The sequence below is a fragment of the uncultured Winogradskyella sp. genome, assembly GCF_947496485.1.
Classification (GTDB): Bacteria; Bacteroidota; Bacteroidia; order Flavobacteriales; family Flavobacteriaceae; genus Winogradskyella.
Window position 1 is genome coordinate 896,386 of the sequence record NZ_CANMCZ010000001.1, and the last position, 19,801, is coordinate 916,186.

At 31.5% G+C, this 19,801-nt stretch carries 20 protein-coding genes; 1 reads left to right on the forward strand and 19 read right to left on the reverse strand.

From position 1 onward, the window contains the following. Positions 1 to 19: 19 nt before the first annotated feature. The 3 genes from Q0822_RS03735 to Q0822_RS03745 all read right to left on the reverse strand — a co-directional run bounded on the left by Q0822_RS03735 (position 20) and on the right by Q0822_RS03745 (position 2,913). Positions 20 to 1,228 carry a glycosyltransferase gene (locus tag Q0822_RS03735; RefSeq protein WP_299120306.1) on the reverse strand — a complete coding sequence of 403 codons (1,209 nt, stop codon included), beginning with the start codon at positions 1,226 to 1,228 and terminating at the stop codon, positions 20 to 22. Between the two features lie 121 nt (positions 1,229 to 1,349). Beyond that, positions 1,350 to 2,600 carry an oligosaccharide flippase family protein gene (locus Q0822_RS03740; RefSeq protein WP_299120308.1) on the reverse strand — a complete coding sequence of 417 codons (1,251 nt, stop codon included), beginning with the start codon at positions 2,598 to 2,600 and terminating at the stop codon, positions 1,350 to 1,352. A gap of 31 nt (positions 2,601 to 2,631) precedes the next feature. Then, positions 2,632 to 2,913, reverse strand: coding sequence for an STAS domain-containing protein (locus Q0822_RS03745; protein ID WP_299120311.1), 282 nt, complete (start codon positions 2,911 to 2,913; stop codon positions 2,632 to 2,634). A gap of 154 nt (positions 2,914 to 3,067) precedes the next feature. Between Q0822_RS03745 and Q0822_RS03750 the strand changes: the two genes are divergently transcribed. Further along, positions 3,068 to 5,131, forward strand: coding sequence for a tetratricopeptide repeat protein (locus Q0822_RS03750; RefSeq protein ID WP_299120314.1), 2,064 nt, complete (start codon positions 3,068 to 3,070; stop codon positions 5,129 to 5,131). Between the two features lie 129 nt (positions 5,132 to 5,260). On the opposite strand, the gene Q0822_RS03755 is transcribed toward Q0822_RS03750, so the two are convergent. The 16 genes from Q0822_RS03755 to hemW form a co-directional block, all read right to left on the reverse strand. After that, a complete protein-coding gene (locus Q0822_RS03755; protein WP_299120317.1) occupies positions 5,261 to 6,070 on the reverse strand; it encodes an SMI1/KNR4 family protein in 810 nt (269 codons plus the stop codon). Positions 6,071 to 6,321: 251 nt separating this feature from the next. Next, a complete protein-coding gene (locus Q0822_RS03760; RefSeq protein WP_299120319.1) occupies positions 6,322 to 8,922 on the reverse strand; it encodes a T9SS type A sorting domain-containing protein in 2,601 nt (866 codons plus the stop codon). A gap of 326 nt (positions 8,923 to 9,248) precedes the next feature. Next, the gene (locus Q0822_RS03765; protein WP_299120323.1) at positions 9,249 to 9,959 is read right to left on the reverse strand and encodes a LytTR family DNA-binding domain-containing protein; all 711 of its coding nucleotides are present in this window, start codon (positions 9,957 to 9,959) and stop codon (positions 9,249 to 9,251) included. A gap of 9 nt (positions 9,960 to 9,968) precedes the next feature. Beyond that, complete coding sequence (locus Q0822_RS03770; protein ID WP_299120325.1) at positions 9,969 to 10,286, reverse strand: Hpt domain-containing protein; 318 nt, start codon at positions 10,284 to 10,286, stop codon at positions 9,969 to 9,971. Continuing rightward, positions 10,273 to 11,439 carry an ATP-binding protein gene (locus Q0822_RS03775; RefSeq protein WP_299120328.1) on the reverse strand — a complete coding sequence of 389 codons (1,167 nt, stop codon included), beginning with the start codon at positions 11,437 to 11,439 and terminating at the stop codon, positions 10,273 to 10,275. Before Q0822_RS03775 ends, Q0822_RS03770 begins: the two co-directional genes overlap by 14 nt. Positions 11,440 to 11,529: 90 nt before the next feature. Next, the gene (locus Q0822_RS03780; protein WP_299120330.1) at positions 11,530 to 12,627 is read right to left on the reverse strand and encodes an FIST N-terminal domain-containing protein; all 1,098 of its coding nucleotides are present in this window, start codon (positions 12,625 to 12,627) and stop codon (positions 11,530 to 11,532) included. Between the two features lies 1 nt (position 12,628). Continuing rightward, a complete protein-coding gene (locus tag Q0822_RS03785) occupies positions 12,629 to 14,584 on the reverse strand; it encodes a PAS domain S-box protein (protein ID WP_299120333.1) in 1,956 nt (651 codons plus the stop codon). Beyond that, positions 14,584 to 15,123: a heme NO-binding domain-containing protein gene (locus Q0822_RS03790; RefSeq protein WP_299120336.1), complete on the reverse strand. Its 540-nt coding sequence runs from the start codon at positions 15,121 to 15,123 to the stop codon at positions 14,584 to 14,586. The genes Q0822_RS03785 and Q0822_RS03790 overlap by 1 nt, the downstream gene beginning before the upstream one ends. Beyond that, positions 15,123 to 15,533: a response regulator gene (locus Q0822_RS03795; protein WP_299120338.1), complete on the reverse strand. Its 411-nt coding sequence runs from the start codon at positions 15,531 to 15,533 to the stop codon at positions 15,123 to 15,125. The genes Q0822_RS03790 and Q0822_RS03795 overlap by 1 nt, the downstream gene beginning before the upstream one ends. Before the next feature lie 132 nt (positions 15,534 to 15,665). After that, a complete protein-coding gene (locus tag Q0822_RS03800) occupies positions 15,666 to 16,055 on the reverse strand; it encodes a hypothetical protein (protein ID WP_299120340.1) in 390 nt (129 codons plus the stop codon). Positions 16,056 to 16,200: 145 nt separating this feature from the next. Next, on the reverse strand, positions 16,201 to 16,560 hold the full coding sequence (locus Q0822_RS03805) for an MmcQ/YjbR family DNA-binding protein (RefSeq protein WP_299120341.1): 360 nt from the start codon (positions 16,558 to 16,560) through the stop codon (positions 16,201 to 16,203). Then, positions 16,557 to 16,958, reverse strand: a complete 402-nt coding sequence (locus Q0822_RS03810) for a GNAT family N-acetyltransferase (RefSeq protein ID WP_299120343.1) — start codon at positions 16,956 to 16,958, stop codon at positions 16,557 to 16,559. The genes Q0822_RS03805 and Q0822_RS03810 overlap by 4 nt, the downstream gene beginning before the upstream one ends. Next, a complete protein-coding gene (locus Q0822_RS03815) occupies positions 16,955 to 17,566 on the reverse strand; it encodes a DUF4230 domain-containing protein (protein WP_299120345.1) in 612 nt (203 codons plus the stop codon). The genes Q0822_RS03810 and Q0822_RS03815 overlap by 4 nt, the downstream gene beginning before the upstream one ends. A 1-nt stretch (position 17,567) precedes the next feature. After that, entirely contained in the window at positions 17,568 to 17,918 is a 351-nt protein-coding gene (locus tag Q0822_RS03820) for a DUF4260 domain-containing protein (RefSeq protein WP_299120347.1), read from the reverse strand. A gap of 2 nt (positions 17,919 to 17,920) precedes the next feature. Continuing rightward, the gene (locus tag Q0822_RS03825; RefSeq protein ID WP_299120348.1) at positions 17,921 to 18,670 is read right to left on the reverse strand and encodes a cyclase family protein; all 750 of its coding nucleotides are present in this window, start codon (positions 18,668 to 18,670) and stop codon (positions 17,921 to 17,923) included. Then, positions 18,667 to 19,800: a radical SAM family heme chaperone HemW gene (hemW, locus tag Q0822_RS03830; RefSeq protein ID WP_299120349.1), complete on the reverse strand. Its 1,134-nt coding sequence runs from the start codon at positions 19,798 to 19,800 to the stop codon at positions 18,667 to 18,669. The genes Q0822_RS03825 and hemW overlap by 4 nt, the downstream gene beginning before the upstream one ends. Position 19,801: the final 1 nt, after the last annotated feature.

Below are 19,801 nucleotides of genomic sequence, written 5' to 3' on the forward strand. Positions count from 1 at the left end.
TTACTAGAAATATTTGGGTTTAAGCAGAGACCAAAGTTCTGCGTTTTGCTTTTTTATTAATTATTCTATCAAAGTTTTCTAAGTATATTTCGGCTATTTGAGACATTGGGTGCGCTGTTGCTGCTTTATAATTAGCCTTTGCTAACTCTAATCTGTAAGCTTCATTGGTTACTATAGCTTTTATAGCGGCAGCTAAACTTTCTACACTAGTTGGCTCAAAGAATTCACCTTTGTAACCTTCATCTTTAACTAACAATGCTAAATCTCCTAAATCTGGCATCACAACTGCTTTTCCATAACTTCCAGCTTGGTGTAAAACACCAGAACTTCCAGTAGTAGATGTATAAGGAAATACTACAACGGCACTTTCATTAAATATAACAGGCACATCTTCCTCTTCAACATAACCTGTAAAACGTACTTGTGGAACATGTTTATAATCTTCTGCTACTTTAGCCAGATATCCTGGTACGTTAGGATTATCAGTTCCTGCAATGACAACTTCCAAATCTAAATCTGTCTGCGCTCTTACAATTTCCACAGCTTCTATCATAGCTTCGACTTTTTTGTAGGTTCCAAACTTTCCGAAGGTCATGATCTGAAATGGTCCTTCAGTTGACAAACTATAGTTTGGTTCAGCAGGAATTTCAAAGGTACCATGTGGAATAAGCCTAACGTTATCTGCCAAATATTTAAACTCTAAAATATCTACATATTTTTTCATGGTTACAGCTACTACATCAGCTTTTAATATAAGCTTAGTTAATGTTGTACCTATAAATCCGTAAATCTTTTGCATTAATTTATTAGAGGTAAAACCTGCACTTCCTAGATCTACTTCCTCAAGAATATTGTGTAATAAAACGATATTAGGAATCTTTTTTATTTTACATACTAATGGTAACATTAGACCTAATGCTGCAGCTATTTTTTTATCACCAAACTTCATAAACTGTAAATTGAATAATACAGCATCTGGTTGTGTTTTGTTAATCGCTTTAGTTACTGAAAAGATATTTTTATAGCTATTAAAAGACCAACATTCTTTTACGGTAATCTTACAACCAGCTTCTGTAAACTCAAGGTCTTTATCACCTTCAGTTTTGTCTGTTAATAAGATTAACTCTGTGACGTTTTGGTTTTGTCTAAACTGTTTTACTAAATGGTATGCATACTCGTTTAAAGTGACTTTACTTGGTGGATATGCTGTTACAATTGCTAGTTTCATAATTTTTATATTTTAAATGTTTTAATTAATTACAGTACAAATTTGCGTTATATAACTGACTAAAATTGAGGACTGTAGACCGAATACTTTTTACTGTAGACGAATGGTAATTTCCTTTAGATTAAGCTTTTTTAGTAGTTTGAGAATCGAGGGTAAAAAAGCCTAATTGAATAGCTAATAATAAGAGCATAGCTACTATTTGCATATGTACTACTTGTACTAAAGAATCGTGATAAAAAATTACTAATACCATTTGAAGCATTCCAAAAACTCCAGAAATAATTACTGGTATATATTTATCTAATGACAAATAGTAATAAGCGAAAATATTTGAGATTGCAAACATAGAGGTTGCTATGGCATATTTCCATAATAATGGTGCCATAGTGATGTACTCTTCTCCGAATAATAATTGTATAATTAATTCTGGGAAGCCAATACAAACCACTACAATAAGTATTGAAATTATGGCTATGTAGCCTACGTATTTAAATAATACTGATGCCGTTTCTTTGCCTTCTTTTTTCAATTCTACAACCGCTGGTAACAGTAGCATTACAAACATCCAAGCAATGAAATATACAATACGACCTATTAAAGCCAATGATGCATATAAACCTGCTTCATGCGCCTCAAAATAATGCTTTACCAATAAAATATCACTATTGTTAATTATGATTTGCGTTAACTCATAAAAGGCGGTAAGCAAAAAGAAGTTTTTAATTTGCTTACTGTACTTATTATCTAATGGTATTGACTTTTTAAAGCTAATGTGCTTTACTTTGAAAGGAAATAATCCAAAAATAAAAGACAATAAAATACCTAAAGCAATCACCCAAGATGACTTAATTCCAAATACTAAGATGATACCTAGTGTAATGAGTAATCTACTCAACATTTCACCTTGGTAAGTAATTGATAAAGACTTATAAGACTTTTTGCCTTGAAATGTACCTCGATTAACACTCATTAAAAAGTAAAGTGGTACTCCACAACCAAAAATGATAAACATGGTTGAAGATGATGTATTAAAAAGTGTTTGTAATTGCTCAGCAAAAACGATGATTAATAATCCAAGTATAAATCCGACTGCGAATGCTTGTTTATAAACTTTAGCTATAAAATTGGTAAAAATGTTATTCTCAAATAAGACTGAAAACTTTGCTGTAACCAATTGAAACGTCATTGCAATAAAAGAGAGCACCAATAAAAATGTAATAAGTACTGCTGCATCAGCAAACTGAGCTGGTCCTAAAACACGACCTAGAATAAGGTTGTATAAATAATTTCCACCATTAACAGCCAAAACGCTTATCATAAATAATTGTTCTGATGTTATTTTTTTTGTCTTGATTGCTGATACTAGTTGCATGATGTTTTCTTTTAGATTTTATAATTTGGTTTTATGCGGCAGCCTTAAAATTGGTTAACTTATCATAGATGTTTTTGCTAATGTTTCCAATAACCATAAAACCTTTATTTAGCTTTAAAGCATTTTTATATAATACCTGTATTGCATTAATTCCGCTTGCATCAATTTCAGTTACATTTTCAATATGAATGGTTAATTCACCAAAAGCATTTAATAAGGTTTCGCAATGGTTTTTAAAGTGTTTTACTGTGGATGCATTAATTGCTCCTTCTACTAAAAATACTCCGTTGTTTTCTTTAATTGTAAGTGACATAATTTTGTTGTTTTTTATTAATTATTCGTTTAAATCTGATGTAAATATCTTGCGTATTTCCATGTATGAGCGTTCTATTTCGACGGATGGTAGATTGCTGTAGATGAATGAAGCACCTCCTGTCCGTAACTTGCAATTAGTTAAACAAACAGAGATGAAGACTTTAAAATCACTTAGTATTAGTATCCTTTTCTTAATCGTTTTTAGTGCATCTGCACAAAACATGCAAGTAGGATTTACCTATTTAGAAACAGGTAAGTATGCACAAGCAGAATCATTCTTTAGCACAATACTAAAAGACTATCCAGATAATAAAACAGCAAGACTATGTTATGGTCGCGCTATTGGACTTAATGGCAAAGCACAAGATGCTAATGATTTATTTACTGACTTATTAAAAGATTACCCAAATGATTTTGAAGTAAAGCTTAATTATGGTGAGTCGCTATTATGGAATAACAACTTTGCAGCTGCTAAAACCTATTATAAAGAATTAGTGACAGAAGATTCTAAAAACTTTGCCGCTTTATTAGGTTTTGCAAATACCTTATCTAATCTAAAAGAATATGAAGATGCTATTATCTATGTGGATAAAGCTTTAGAGGTTTTATCAGGAAACCCAAATGCAATGACGTCTAAAAAGTACATCTACTTAGGTTATGCGTACCAAAACCAACAAGCACAAAACTATGATAAAGCAGAAATGCTTTTAACCAAGAATCTCGAGTTATTTGGTGATGATAAAGACACATTATTAAACCTTGCCAATTTGTATTTAATATGGAACAAGCTAGAAAGTGCTGAAGCCATGTATAAGAGACTAGCTGAACAACCAGAACATAAAATAGTTGCTTTAAACGGTTTGGCTTTAGTCGCACATTTAAATAGCAAAGAAAAGGAAGCCTTGAACATAAGTACACAGGCTTACGAAAGTTTAAGTGATAATACAGACAAAACCATAACACAACAAACGACTGAACGTTACGCACAGGCATTGATCTGGAATAAAAAATACAAAGCCGCAACAGACCTTATCCAAAGTTTAGTAGAAAGCTATCCAAACAAAAACTGGGTATTAGCATTGCGTGCCACTTTAAACATCTATAAAAGTAATTTTAAAAAGAGTTTAGCTGACTATAACAGAATACTAGCTAACGACAGTACCTCTTTTGATGGTAACTTAGGCAAAGCTAATGTACTAAAAGCTTTAGGTCGTTTTGATGAGGCTTATACCTCAGCAGAAAACACATTAACGTTTTACAATAACCAAAAGGATGCTTTGAATTTTATCAATAAAATGAATATTAGCTTTAGCCCAATGTTAGAATCTAAAGCATCGCATACCTTTGATAATGGAGATAATAAAGCCTTTGCATTTAATACTAACGTTGTTTACCCATTATCTACTAAGCTAAGTTTATTGGGTAACTACAATTACAGAACCACAAATAATACGGTAACCGACAATAGTGCTAACTCAAACAATCTGTCTTTAGGTTTATCGTATCAATTAATACCAAGTGTAATTTTTAAAGGCACTGCAGGTATGACCTCAGCAAAAGCAGAAACTACAGATTACACACAACTCTTAACAGATATCTCTTTTAATATTAAATCCTTTAAACTACAAACCTTAGATATAGGTTATAAGAGACAAGTAGAAAGCTTTAATGCTGATTTATTAGATAGAGAATTGGTACAAAACAACTATTACGCTAACTATAATTTAGGCACTAACTTTAACTTAGGTTGGTACACGCAACTGATGCACACAGCACAGAATGATGGCAACAGCAGAAACCTATTATTTACTTCGTTGTATTATAATTTATTGCCAAAACCAAATCTTAAGGTTGGTGTGAATTACCAGTATATTACTTTTAAAGAGCAAGTACCAACCATCTACTTTAGCCCAGAAAAATTTAATAACTACGAAGTCTTTGTAAATCTTATTAAAGATGAAGCTACTGCCAAACCTAAGGAATGGTTTTATAACCTTACTGGTGCTTTTGGTTACCAGTTTATAGAAGATGACCCAAAACAAACAGCTTACAGGTTACAAGGTGCTTTTGGTTATAAATTCTCTGAGCGCAGTTTATTAAATGTTTATGGCACGCATAGTAATATTGCCTCTGCAACTGCTGCTGGATTTACGTTTACTGAGATTGGATTGCGTTTTAAGTGGGTGTTTTTGAATAAAGCCTATTTTAGGAAGTAACGGTCTCGGCTATGAGTAGTTGCGTGGGTTAGCCATTAACTTGGCAAGTAAACACCAAGTTGGAAATTCCTGCGGAATTTCCAAAGTAGGCGAGAACACGCAATTACTTATAGCCATTGTTGTGTGCAGTTATTTTTTTATTAATTCAGTTAATGGTTGGATATCTATTGAATTTGATTCTAATTTTTTCACAGCTTCTTTTTCTACTTGAAAATTAGAGAAGCTAATAATTAAATCCGAGCCTGTAAGTTCGGGAAATCTCAAAGCCGTTCCTTTTGTCAATTCGATAAGCTCCTCATATCTATCCTCATCTTTTCTGATAAAACCGTTTGGGACAAGATTAGGACTTAACCAAATCCAACTTCCGTCCAATTGACTTCTGTATTGGTCATAACCGTGAGCATAATTGTCAGGTTCCTCAAACTTAATGTTCAATATTATTTCTAATTTTTTTGTAATCTCTTCTGCGGCTTTGTCCGTTCTAATTACTAACTCATCTTCGATATCATAGTCAAGTTGAGAAAGGTATTCCGAAAAAGTATCTGCTATCAATCTTTGACTGTCACTTTCTGTACTGATATAAGTGACTTGTGGATTTGTGTTGTTTTTTCGATAATCTAAACATATGTGCCAATGTCCATCACCATCAAATGGGATTAATCCATTAAGTTCAAAACTTACCCAACCTTCATAATCTGTCCAATCAACATCTGTAAGGGATGGAAAATGAGGTCCAATTCCATAGATTTGTTCATTTAGAGACTCCTCAAGCGTTTTTCTTATATAACCTCCATTTTGTACTTTTAATAATTCAATTAGTTCTTTTGGTAATTTATAGCCTAATCTCAACTCCGCTTTTTCCAAAATCTCATCGGTCAATTCTGGTTGCAAATACGGAAGATAAATAGGCTTTTGCCATATAGATTTTAATTCTGTCATTTCCTTTTCTCTAATTGCACACAACAATTGAATATAATCAATTGTCTATATTCTTCTTATGTAAATCGTTTTGATTGCTCTTTTTAATTTTACATTTCACTATTATATTACAAGAATATTGATTCATAAATATAGGTATAAAACCAAACCACAACAAACAACAAAAGGCAAAAGCTTTCGCTTTTGCCTCACTTAAAAACACCTCAACTACGAATCTCCATTCACGTTAAGATGCATAAGTACCAAAAAGGTTATTTGAGAATTAGTGTTAGGGTTTTATAATAACGATGTTGGCTTGTTACTTTACAGAAATATAAACCTGAGCTTAATTTCTCTCTGTTTAGAGTGATGCTGTTTTTACCTGGTACAGCTTCATAGTTGGTGTTATATACTTGCTTACCTAATTGATCGTACAATACAACTTGCACGGTTTCGCTTTGGTTAGAAGTAAATTGTAATGTCGTATGCGTTGTCATTGGATTAGGAAACGCTTTTATCGCAGTTGTATCCGTTTCAAAATCGTCTATTGATAAAGCACTGTTCTGTGAGAAACGTAAATTATTCAATGTCATAACCTTAGAAATCGGAGTTCCATTTTCTGAAACCATAGTAAATACTAGAGTTACTACATCATTTAAATTAGCTTCCTCACCTAAACTATTTTCTAAATCTTCAATGTTTATTGTAAAATCTTGTGGTGTCTCTGTAAGTGCTATCGTTGTTTTAAACTGAGTTTCCCAATTTACAACACTCGCTTTCACAAAAGTAATTTCTAAGTTTCCTGTACCTTTTGCACTCAACTTAAAGCTATTGTATTCTGTTAAATTTACAGCTGCAAAACGAGGTGTTAATGCTCTATAAGCTGCCACATAAGTGTTTGTTGTTGCACTTAAATCTACATTTCGCTCTACTGGAAAATCTGTAGTATCAAACTCAAAATCGTTTGTTGTTACTGTGTAAGCATTGACTGTTGTTCCGTCTTGAGAATCATCAATTCCCCAAGGACCATCTGACATAAATAAATCGTCTGGTGTAGCCACTCCATCTCCAATTCTAAAACCAATATCGAATAAACTCCCAGTATCAACCGTGACGTTAGTAATGTAATTACCATTTAATGCAATTGTAGTGTTTAGATTTCCGAAGTCTTCTGTTTCTGTGGTTCTATAGCCAGCATCAAACGTCACACTTTCTGTAAGATTGGTATTTATAATTTGTAAGTCTAGTCCTCCATTTGTATAACTTCCTTTTCTAACAAAAACAGTTGGTGGTGCAGAATTATTATAACCAGAAATTGGTTTTTCTACTTCTAATAAACTTAATACCTCCTCACCCAATTGATATAAATCATCTACAGAATTAGACCAAATCTGAAAATTATAAAACGTAACATTTTCTTGGTACTGATCTAAATTCCAGTGGCTTTCTATAGCGAAATTGTTATCATTATTTACCACTTTAGCAGATAAACTTAGTACAAACTCATACGTACCATCTACATTTCTTATAATAGACTTTATAAAAGACTGTCCATTAATATCTATTGTATTTACTGAGATTAGCTCTGCACCCAACAAACGGTCACAGATATACTTAGTATGCTCATAGACTCCGTTTTCTGTTTTTAAGGCTAAAACTGAAGCTACTGCACTATTGTTTTTTAAATAATCTACAGCATATATTTCTGTAGCATTAGTGATACTCAATAAATCTGAAGGTGTTGCTTCTATAATTTCATCTTCGTTAATGCTATTAAGTGGTATGAAATCTTGTAGTGTAAAATCTGAATTAGGATTGTTCTTAGCGTAGCTTAATGTTTTTGTAATACGTTTTGCAGTGGCTGTATTAAACGTATAACCAGTTTTTGCTCTATTGAAATTACGTGCATTAATTTGCTCAGATAATCTATTATTACTTTCTAATCCACCAGAATTAGAACTCGAAGTTGGTGGTGCAATAACCTCGCACATACCAAAACCAGAACATGAAGGGTCTTCGCAATCTATAAGTCCATCACCATCATCATCAATACCGTTATCACAAATTTCTTGTAATACAGGTGCTGTAGGACAACGTGCTCCGTCATTACTTGAGCTAGATGGTCCAAAAGCAAATAAGTTAGACTCTATATCTGCAGAAGAATTTACATGCTGTACTGCCTGGATGACATATACAGTGCCTGTTTGGTTAGCCGAGACGTAAAAACGACCTTCATTATCAAAGTAAACTGCTCCATAAGTGTAGTTGTTTCCTGCTAAGATTGGGACTTCACCTAAAGCAGATACAACTCCGTTGGTAGGGTTAATTCGGTATAAAATATTCGAACCCTTTGCTACTGCGTATAATTGATTATCCAAAGCATTAAAAGCCCAATCGTGAATACTAATATTCTCAGATAAGTTTTCAGTCGATTGGTGCTGAGCGTAATTAGCAGATTCTGGATTTAAATCTATTTTATAGTATGTTGTTCCTCCACCCTTAAGATAATAGATACCTTGAGAATTTATATCTCCAACGTATCTGTTATTTGTTGGTAACTCATCTATATAATATGTTGTTGTTGCAAAATCTTTATCCATCCTCACTATGGTTTTTGCAGGAGACGTTAAAGATCCCCAAATAAATCCATCAGCCGGATTGTATGCAGCCGCATTTATATTTCCTGATGTAACATCTGTTGCAACTTGGTAAGAATTACCAGAAGCCAAATCAATTGCATATACATCGTTATATTGAAATAGATATGCATTATAGTCGCAATTAAAGGGAATATCTTGAGCTTGAGTACTGAAACTTAATAATAGTACTAAGCTTAAAATTAATTGAATTTTTATAGTATAAAGTTTGTTCATTATCGACTTAATTCTCTGATTCTGAAACAAAATTACACAGGTATTACACCTTATTTTCTAATTTTCGTTTGATGTAAGATTAATAGCGATGGGCTACAATTTACTTTCGATGAATGGTTTTATGTTTCTTGTAATACAAATAACTAGTACATAAAAAAAGGCAAAAGATTTCTCTTTTGCCTTAACCATATAACTATCAATCAACTTATAACCATTAATCAGATGATTACAATTCAAAAGTATAAGTAATTGAGATCTGTATTATTTTATTTCGTTAGAATAAGACCTTGGCAAGTCAGACGGCAATTAAGTGTCGACCAATGGTATTAGAGTAAATTAAGACGTTTCATTAATTCTGGTCGGTTAGAACGACTTACAGGAATAACATCTTTCTTTATAAGTACACTATTGTCTTCTATATCAATAATCTTATCAACGTTAATAATATAAGAACGATGAATCTTTAAAAACAAACTGTCTGGTAGTTTGTCTTCTATCTTTTTTAAAGTAGAATGTACCGTATAATTTTTATCCTCTGTTTTTACCTGGATATAATCTCCTTTAGCTTCTACCAAATAAATACTTGGTATGTCTATTTTAATTAAGCGTCTGTCAATATTAACATAGAGGTCATTACCAGAGCTTGTTTCTACTTTATCTACAGCTTTAGCTGATGCGATTTTAGGTTTAATTGCTTCCGCTTTTTGAATGGCTTTCTGAAAACGTTCTGGTGTGATTGGTTTTACTAAATAATCGACAATACAATCGTACTCAAAAGCTTGAATGGCAAAATTAGGATCTGATGTTGTTAATATAATTTTGGGTGGATTTTTTAAAGTCTCAATAAAATCAAAACCAGTAAAATCTGGCATATGAATATCTAAAAATATTAAATCAATTTCATTCTGATTTAAATATTTAATGGCCTGCATTGCATTAGGGAATTCTTCTAAAACATTTAGACTATCTACATTAGAACACAATTGGCTAATAATTGCTCTTGCAGTAGCCTCATCATCGATAATAATACAATTCATAAAATAAGCTTATAAGGTCTCTAAAAAATCTGTCATGATTTGAAGAATAGACTCAAAATCCGTTTTTCCTTCTGTATTGCCATCTATGAGATTATTCTCATAATTTACGGCAACATCATAACTTTTTACAAGGCCTAAAATACTAATTTTATGTTTAAGTTTATGTACGTTCTCAGCGGTAAGTTTATAGTTTTCAGCAGCTAAATTATCAAAATAGACTTTCTTTTCTTCCGGAAATTCTTTCTTAATAATTCCTATGAGCTTTTCTTCAAAAGCTTTATCACCACCAGACATACTATCTATATAAGACAAATTAGGCTGTTCCATCATAATCTTTTTTTAATGTAAAATAAAATGTTGTGCCTTCATTTAATTTTGAAGTTAACCAAATTTTTCCGCCATACAGGTCTACAATCTTTTTAACTATAGATAGCCCTATACCTGTAGATTCTAAGTTATTTTCTAATTTCTCGAAGGTTTTAAATATTTTATCAAAATATTTATTATCAATACCCTTGCCATTATCTATAATATAAAATTCCCAAAATTTGTTTTTATCAGAAAAGCCTATTTCAACACTACCATGGTCTTTATCATTATATGAAATAGCATTACCTATAAGGTTTTGAAATAATTGCTGTAGTCTATATTTATCACCTTTAATAATTGGTAAATCATTTTTGATAACGGTAATGTTTTCTGGAATTTGTATGATATCTAAGATATCATCAATGAGTTTATTTGTATCTACATCATAAACTTCGGTTCTATTTTTTCCGATGGTAGAATATTCTAAAATACCATTGATTAATGTGTCCATCTTTTCCACATTATTTCGGATTAGCTTAATATTACTATTACCATTTTCATCAAATTTATCACCATAGTCATCTTTTAACCAAGTGGTTAAAGTATCTATACTTCGTAATGGCGATTTTAAATCGTGAGAGACCATATGCGCATAGTCACTTAATTCTTGATTACGTAATTCTAAATTATTCAATAATACTTGTTGCCTCTTAAATGCTTTGCACGCTTTAAGACTAATTGAAAATTTATTAATTACAGGTTGTAACTGCAATACATCTTTAGCCTTAAGTTTTTCTACTTTAGAATATAGAAACAAATAGCCCTGTTCTTTTAGATTGAATATTACTAAGTGACCTGTATCAATATCTATTGGCACTAATTTTAAAATTGTTCTGTCGACCTCAGTGATTTTATTATCTCTTATACTTTCTATAAAATCATTTATCTGTTTATCTAAAGGTATTGTAACTTTTTGTCCTAAAGGAATAGAATACGTTGAGACCAATTGCTCTCCTTTTTTTTCAAGAATCCAAGCAGCATTTAAATTTTTACGTCTTAAGATTAATTTTAAAAATAGGTCGCAGCTTTCTTTATAATCTAAAGATTGACCAATAGCCATGGCATACTCATAAAGGGGGAGAATATCTAATATGTTATTTTCTATTTTCATCTGTTTATGATTATTGCCTTTTTAAGGTCAGATGCTGTTCGCTATTCATCATTCCGTGATGATACACAATTTTTAACATGCCCGTTTCATTTATTCAAATAAACCAATAACAACCGTTTTATTGTAAAATTCTAAGAATCCTTCTCCATAAGACGAAATTTCCCCTAGTGTTAGTGCACCACCAATGGATACATTAGGAAATTTATTACTTATTGTAGTTGTAATAGCATTGAGCTCTAAATCGAAGTTATCCTCTAAAAATAATATTCTCGAAATACAATCTATAATAATAGCTTTTCTCGGATTTTCAGCAAACTTTAAACTCTCTTTTGCAGCATTTTCAGCGGCTTTTATTAATGTATCCTGATTTCCGTTAAGAATATCTACCAAAGTATTATTCTCTAATTCACCTACACAAACCAGCTCTCCTTTTTCATTAACCATTAGGGGATCTCTCACAATACATTCTGCATGATCTTTTACGATACCAAAAGGATATCCCTTTGCTATTTCAAAAAAATTATCATCATTAAATTGTTTATTAGAATGTGCTTCTACAACTTCTTTGTAGACTTCAAATGGGTTTTTCCAGTTTATCTCTTTAATAATATTTCCCTCGGCCTTAGTGATAATAAAAGGACCATCTACTTTATTCCATCCATGACGTACGCCAATTCTAGATTGCATGCGTACTAAAGACACTACAGCCGCATCTTGAAAAAGACCTTCATTACAGAATACACAAGGTTTTTGCTCTAATGATAAACTTCCTGCACCACCTCCAAAATAATTGGTTTTCATTCCGTAGTTTTCGTACAAACCGCTTAGGTAGTGAGAAATATTAGATGTTAGTCCATCTACATAGGTTATGATGCTATAAGGAGTACTTTCATCAAAATTAATTTGAGGAATTGTATAATTTTTTTTGCTAATATCTTTTACTAAAAATAATTCTTCAACATTGTTAAGCGTATTAAGAACGATGCCCTTATCTAAAATTGAATTTCCATGAATCACTTTTGGGAAAATTCCTCCCATAAATTTTAACTTAGCATCATTTAATGCCTCAATCAATTCTTCTACATCAATTTCCATATGCTCTCCAATAGAAATTAAAGCTGCTTCTTTATTGACATGATTTGAAATTGTAGACACAATTTCCGTAATGTTATTTGTAGTAATTAGCATATTATTTTTTTAATGTAAAATAGAAAGTTGACCCTTTGCCTGGCTCACTATCTAACCAAATCTCTCCTTTATGTAAATTAATTATCTTCTTAACAATAGATAATCCTATACCAGTAGAATCTTTATTTTTATTTAAAGAATGAAAGATTTTGAAAATCTTATCATGGAAATGTTTTTCAATACCAATACCATTATCTTTTACAGAAAACTCGTATGCATTTTCCCTCTCTTTAACGTCGATTTCTATTAAACCTTTATCTACATGAATAAACTTTGCAGCATTACTAATAAGGTTTTGAAAAACTTGTAGCAATTTGGTTTTGTCCCCAACTACTATTGGTAATCTACTCAATACTTTAACTTCTATATGATCTGGAATAAATAATATATTTACTAAATCATTAACTAAAGTATGTGTATCTACCTCAGTTGTTTCATTATTAGAACCAACACTAGAATAGTTCAGAACATCTGTAATAAGTTGTTCCATTTTCTCAAGTGTCGTCTCTATATGATTGAAATTCTGTAAACTTACCTCATCTAACTTATCCTTATTATCTTCTTTTAACCAATTGACTAGAGCATCAATACTACGAAGAGGTGATTTTAAATCGTGAGATACAATATGTGCATATTCTTGTAGTTCGTCATTACTTTTTTCTAGCTTGGCTAGTAGTTTTTCTTTTTGAATTTCTAAACTTTTTAAATCTGTAATGTCTAAATGTATTCCTATTGAACCAACGACCTTTCCGTTTAAATCATAGTTAGGTGCTCCACTGATTAACCAATGTCTAATGTCACCATTTTTTGTTTTTACTTTTAATTCATAGGAGTTAGACTCCCCATTTTGTCGCTTTTCATTTTCTTTCTGAATAACATCAGAATCTTCGCTAATAGGGAATACTTTACCACCTCTTTTACCAATGAGTTCGGACTCAGCGTAGCCAGACATCTCAGAAAAACTTTGGTTAATCATTAAAATTTCGTCATCATTATTAACTTCAACTAAACCTAAATTCATATTGGCAATTATATTGCTATACTTTTGCTTTTGAGTCTCTAAGCTTTTGCGATAAGTTCTATTTAATGTTACATCTCTATAAGTCCAAAGATGTCCTCTGTATATCTCATTTTTAATAATTGGAACAAAATCTCGCTCTAAAACAGTTCCGTTTTTCATGATCAATTCATCACCTAAAACCGTTGTTTTATTTTTTAAAATTTCATCAATTCGATTTACAAATTCATTCTCATTCTCAAAAAGAATCTTGCTTTGGGCTGCTGCATCTGAGCAATCTTGGCCTTTAAGTAAGTCTGGTTCTATTGGAATACTAAACAGATCGCAAAATCTTTTATTGGTGAGGACAATTTCACGATTTTCGTCTTCAAGTAAAACTGCACTGTCTAGGTTAAGAATTAATGATGACAACCTGCTTTCTGATTTAATAAGATCTTCAGCTGAAGCTTTTAAATCAGTAATATCTCTAACAATACCCTGAGCAGCAATTGGTGTTTTGTATTTATCGTAAACTACACTGGCATTAATATGAACCCATTTTACTTCTTTAGATTTTGTATAAATTCTAGCTTCATAATCTTTAAAAAAGCCTTTCGTCTGTAGTTCTGAAAAAGATGACATTGCATAAGCAAAATCATCTTTGTGTATTAAGTTTTCTACATTTAATGATTCTACATCAATATCATAACCAAAAAGTTTTGTGGCTGCTTCATTAAATTTTAAGACATTACCATTAATGTCCATCACTACATAAGCATCTACAATATTTTCAAATATACCTTGGAGCTGTGTAGATTTTTCATCTAGTAGTTTTTCTAACTTTTGAGATGTCTGGTATAATTCTCTTGATTTTTCTTCGAGAATTTTTTCTGCAGCTTTTCTCGCTTTTTTCTCACGATCTAAAGCACGCTTTAATATATCAAGTTGGTCTTGACTCATTAATTTTTTTGAATAACAAATCTTACTTCAGTACCGTCTTCTTTTATTTTTTCTAATTCTATTGTAGCTGTAGAATTAAAATGTTCAAAAGTTTTGTTCATTAAGCCTAAACCGAAATGATGCATGGCTCTACTAGAGGTATATATCATAACTAGAGAATCTTTTGTTTTATCTATAACTTCAAATGTTGGCAATTCAGCATCTGGGTATATTTTTCTAACCTCAACATGAATATGATTTTCAATAGACGATATCATTTCAATTGGATCTTTGTAAGTTGCCAATAATCCTGGATAACTTTCTTCAATAACTCCAAAGAAATGTTCTGCATACACTAACAACAAATTATCAATAGATATATCAGTTTTAGCACTAAGGTGCTCAAGTAATTGCAGCATTTCAGAAAAACTATAGGTCCCAACAGATGTATAAATACCCTCCGACTCTAATTCAGAACTCGAAATAATATGATCCACCATCTCTAAGCCAAACTTCTCTTCCACTAATTCTAAAAATTCTGTAAAAACGATTCCTTTCATTATGCTGTGATTAGTTCATTTATACTCCAATATGCCAATAATTTTTCGATTTTGGAAACATATTCCTCATATTTCAATGGCTTTAATACATAACCCGCAACCCCAATTTTATAGCACTCTAATAAATCACGTTGATTATTAGAGGTTGTTAAAATTATAGTTGGAATGTACTTTAACCTAGCATCAGCTTTTAGAATTTTCAAAAACTCAACACCGTTTATTTTAGGCATATTTAAATCTAGCAATATTATATCCGGAAGATTATCCTTTTGCTCCAATAACTTTAAAGCCTCTTCACCGTTGTTTGCTTCAGTGACTTTATGATTAAGTTGAAGCGCGCTCTTTGCTCTGTTTAGCTTCATTACTTCAATCATATCATCTTCTATCAATAAAATATTGAGGGTATTCATTTATAATTTTATTTGTTCTTAAAGAAGCAAATTAGATGAATTGTTTAGTTCCTATATTTTAATTCGTTTGAATGATATTAAGTGTCGATGGATGGCAGATAAGTGTCGACGAATGGTAAATACAAAAAAAGGCTAAGCGGCCATTTTTGCTATAGTATTTAGTTGATTTGTAGTTTTGAGTGCTGTTAGTTGAGCCTCAATTTTTATTTGCTCAAATTCCTGAAGAAATTCAGCAGAAAAATTCTTGGATGTTTTTCGTTCCAAATACATTTCAAACTCCGCAATAAACTCTAAATGTCTAAGACTCTTATTTAACAAAATATGTTTATTGTCTTCCATTTTTTTTGTTAGACTTACTGTCTCTAGGTCTTGTTTTTGTTTTAGAGGAAGTTTTTCAATATATATATCTTTTACAGTATAAGAATCGTTACTAACACTTAAAAATCTTAGATTATTTTTGAAATAAAAATAAACACATAAATGACCTAGTAAAAGTATTACGTACATAAATAAAGCATTCATAGTATTGAGGTTATATTGAATTAATTATAACACAAAACTAGCTGCAACTATTTGTTAAAAAACTATTTTTCGATGAGTCAACTTTTTGAAGCGACGAATGGAGGAGAACATTCTTTGAATAGAATTTGTAGAATCTAATTTTCCCTTACAGACTATCTCTCAGCTTTTTAGACAAGCCCTTTACAACCATGTCATAAGAGTGGTCTATTAATTCTGTTATTAGTTTTGGTGAGAGCTCACCTGTATGAATGTAAACGCTATTCCATTGCTGTTTATGCATATGATATCCAGGTTTAATGCTGTCATATTCTGCTCTGAGTTCTTGAGCATATTCGGGATCGCATTTTAAGTTTATAAATGCTTCCCCATTTTCCCATCGTTTTAAAGAAGCTAAGGCAAACATTTTATTACAGACTTTAAAGACAAGCGTGTCATTATCAAAAGGAAAATGTTCTGTCACTTCCTTTTTACTCATGCAATAATCTCTATAGTCTTCAATATTCATTTTAGAAGTTTTTCCATTATTTTTTCGGGTTCTTTGAGTTCAGTAAAACCAAATTGCTTGTATAAATTATGGGCATCTGCTGTTTTTAACATCCATATTTTACAATTTTGAAGTTGTGATGATTCACTTACGGCCTTCATTAGTTTTTTTGAATAACCATTGCCTCTATATTCTGGAAGAATGAAAACATCCATTAAGTAAGCAAAAACAACATAATCTGAAGCCACTCTAGCAAAGCCAATTTGCTTTTCTTCGATATAAACACCAAAACAAAGACAATTCTTAATTGATGTCTTAACCTCTTCTAAGGTTCTTCCTTTTGCCCAGTAAGTATGAGTTAAAAACTGATGAATTACTTCTATCTGAAGTTTATTTTTATCAGTTGATATCTTTATCATTTTTCTAACTTTTTGACCTCAGAATCTTCGATTTTCAAGGCAGAATAATCTAATGTCCAACCAATTGTTTCTACTAAATTTTCAATAAGCTGAATCGCCTCTAATGCCTCGAGTTTAGCAACATTATATAAACCACTTTCTGGTATTTTCTCTCTAATATGCTCTTTTGCCTTTGAATGTAATTCAGTTAAATCTGAAGCATCAAACTTATTGAACATACCATCACTCTTGTCGTAATAATTGATATCACTCTCTATGGATAAAACTTCGGGTTGGGGAAAGTGAGATAAAATTACAGATTTTGTCTTGGGGTTAGATGACATCTGTACTTTACTTAAATCGAACCCAATATGCGCTTTTGCATTTATTACAACCAAAGCTTTTTTCTTGCTGGAAATTAGTTTTAAGAATTTTTCTTTAACATCCTCATAGTGGTAAATTTCTGCAAAGTCACCTTCAACAGTTATAAACTTACAGACACGCTTTACTTTGTCTAAAAGCATAATAGACTGTGCATTTGTGGTCTGTTTTGTTTTCCATTGTCTATAAATTGTAACCAAACCTAAGGTTACCAAAATACTTATAATGATTATAAAAAATGTTTCCATATTATTTACCTATTTCTCCTAGATGTGTGTTTTTAAAATTATCAAAATATTTTAATCCATATCCAAAAATTCTATCCATTGCTGAATGTGCAAACAAAACAATACCTGATAATTTTAATAGCTCTATTTCAAAATATATGCCAAGAAAATAGATAAGTATGGCTAAACCTTTATGATGAAAAAAATTATAGGTAATTGCTCCGATTTTAGTATTAATAATGTAACCTAACATGCCAATATCTGGTAAAAGCAATAATGCTAAAAACCACCACCATTGATAACTGAGTTGACTGAACAAGAAAACCCCTAAAGCAAACATTCCTAATTCTTCGAACTTTATTATTGTCTTCATAACTATTCTATAACTTTATACAAAATTGGTTTGCTTGGCGAGGCATCATTTTCAAAAGGTGCAATTTGCAGATTGAGCACATAGCAACCATCGTCAATTTTATTAGATACGTAAATAAACTCAGTAATTGTAGCATCTAATCTTAGCTTTCCTTTAGTATTCCAAAAAGCATTGTGTCCTTTTAGTTCACCTCCATCTTCTTCTCTATCTACGCTTGGTAGATCAATTAAAAGATGTTTAATACCTTTTCTCACTAAAAGTTTAATGGCATCTTCTTGAAAATACGTCCAGTTTGTATTCGAATACTGTTTTGATTTTTTGTCGCTTGTATTAGGCATAGTGCGCACTACAAGAGCTTCTCTTTTTTTATTTCCTATTGCAAACTGAAGTTGTTTTGCTGATATCACATAATCTTCACCTTGCTTTTCTGGAGCTACTGTAATTACTTCAGACAAAAAGAAAAACTGTTTCAAGCATTTATTAATTGAATATACCTTCTTTGTTATATGTCCAACGGTCTCTGTATGTGTACCATGAGAGTGTGGATTAAATGTTATGGTATTAAAATTAACAGAAGCACCTTTTTCTACACTTATGGTATCTCCATCAAAAACTTCTGGTTGAATTTTAGGTGCTCCAATATACCATGCATTTACATTAGAATCACCTCCTTTAATCGGAATAGAAATATCTAACGGTTGAGATAAATCTATCTTTAATTTTCTAGAATTGTATTGTATTGTTGTGATCACACTAAGTTAATTTTAAATAATTCGGAAGCAATGCCATCACTTAAAAATTGTCCTTTTTTAGTGACTCGCAAATGCCCTTCTTCAATATACAATAAATGTTGATTTATAAAAATTTCTGATTGTTCAATTAGGTAGTGCTTAAAAACTTTACCAAAATCATTTTCAACTTTAGTAAAAGAAACTCCCCAAATGGTTCGTAAACCTGTCATTATATATTCATTGTATCGATCTGTAAGCGTTAAAGTTTCTATTTCTATAGGCAATTTATTCTGTTCTATTGACTTTATATATTTTGAATTGTTACTCACATTCCATGCGCGTTCTATACCATTAAACGAATGTGCAGATGGTCCAATACCTATATACGATTTACCTTGCCAATATGCAGAATTGTTTTTACTAAAAAATCCGTCTTTCCCAAAGTTGGAAAGCTCATAATGTATAAATCCTGAGGCTTCTAATTTTTCTTTGAGTATATGGAATTGCTCATGTGCTTGCTCATCATCTACATTATCTATTATTCCTTTTTTTATAAACGACGCTAAAGCGGTTTTTGGCTCAACTGTTAAAGCGTAGCTAGAAATATGTGGCACATTATAGCTTAAAGCGGTCTCGATAATTTCTATCCACTGCTCATTTGAGGCTCCTGGAATACCATAAATTAAATCTAGAGAAATATTATCAAAGTGTTTTGTGGCCTCATCTAAACAAGCTTTGGCCTCTTCTACATTATGTGCCCGATTCATGAGTTTTAAATCCGTTTCGAAAAAAGATTGAATACCTATTGACAATCGATTAATTGGACTATTTGATAATTCGATTATTCGATCTTTGAACAAATCATCTGGGTTAGCCTCTAAAGTTATCTCAGGGTTTTTGGTAACCTCATAGTTTTTATAAACAGAGTTAATAATAATTTGCAACTCTTCATTAGTCAATAGACTTGGTGTTCCGCCACCGAAATAGATAGTTTCTATTATGGTGTTTTTAAATTCGTCTTTACGAAGTGCTAACTCTTTGGTTAGTGCATTGATGAGTTCATCCTTCTTTTTTAACGACGTTGAAAAATGAAAATCGCAATAATGACAAGCTTGCTTGCAGAATGGTATGTGAATGTAGATGCCAGACATT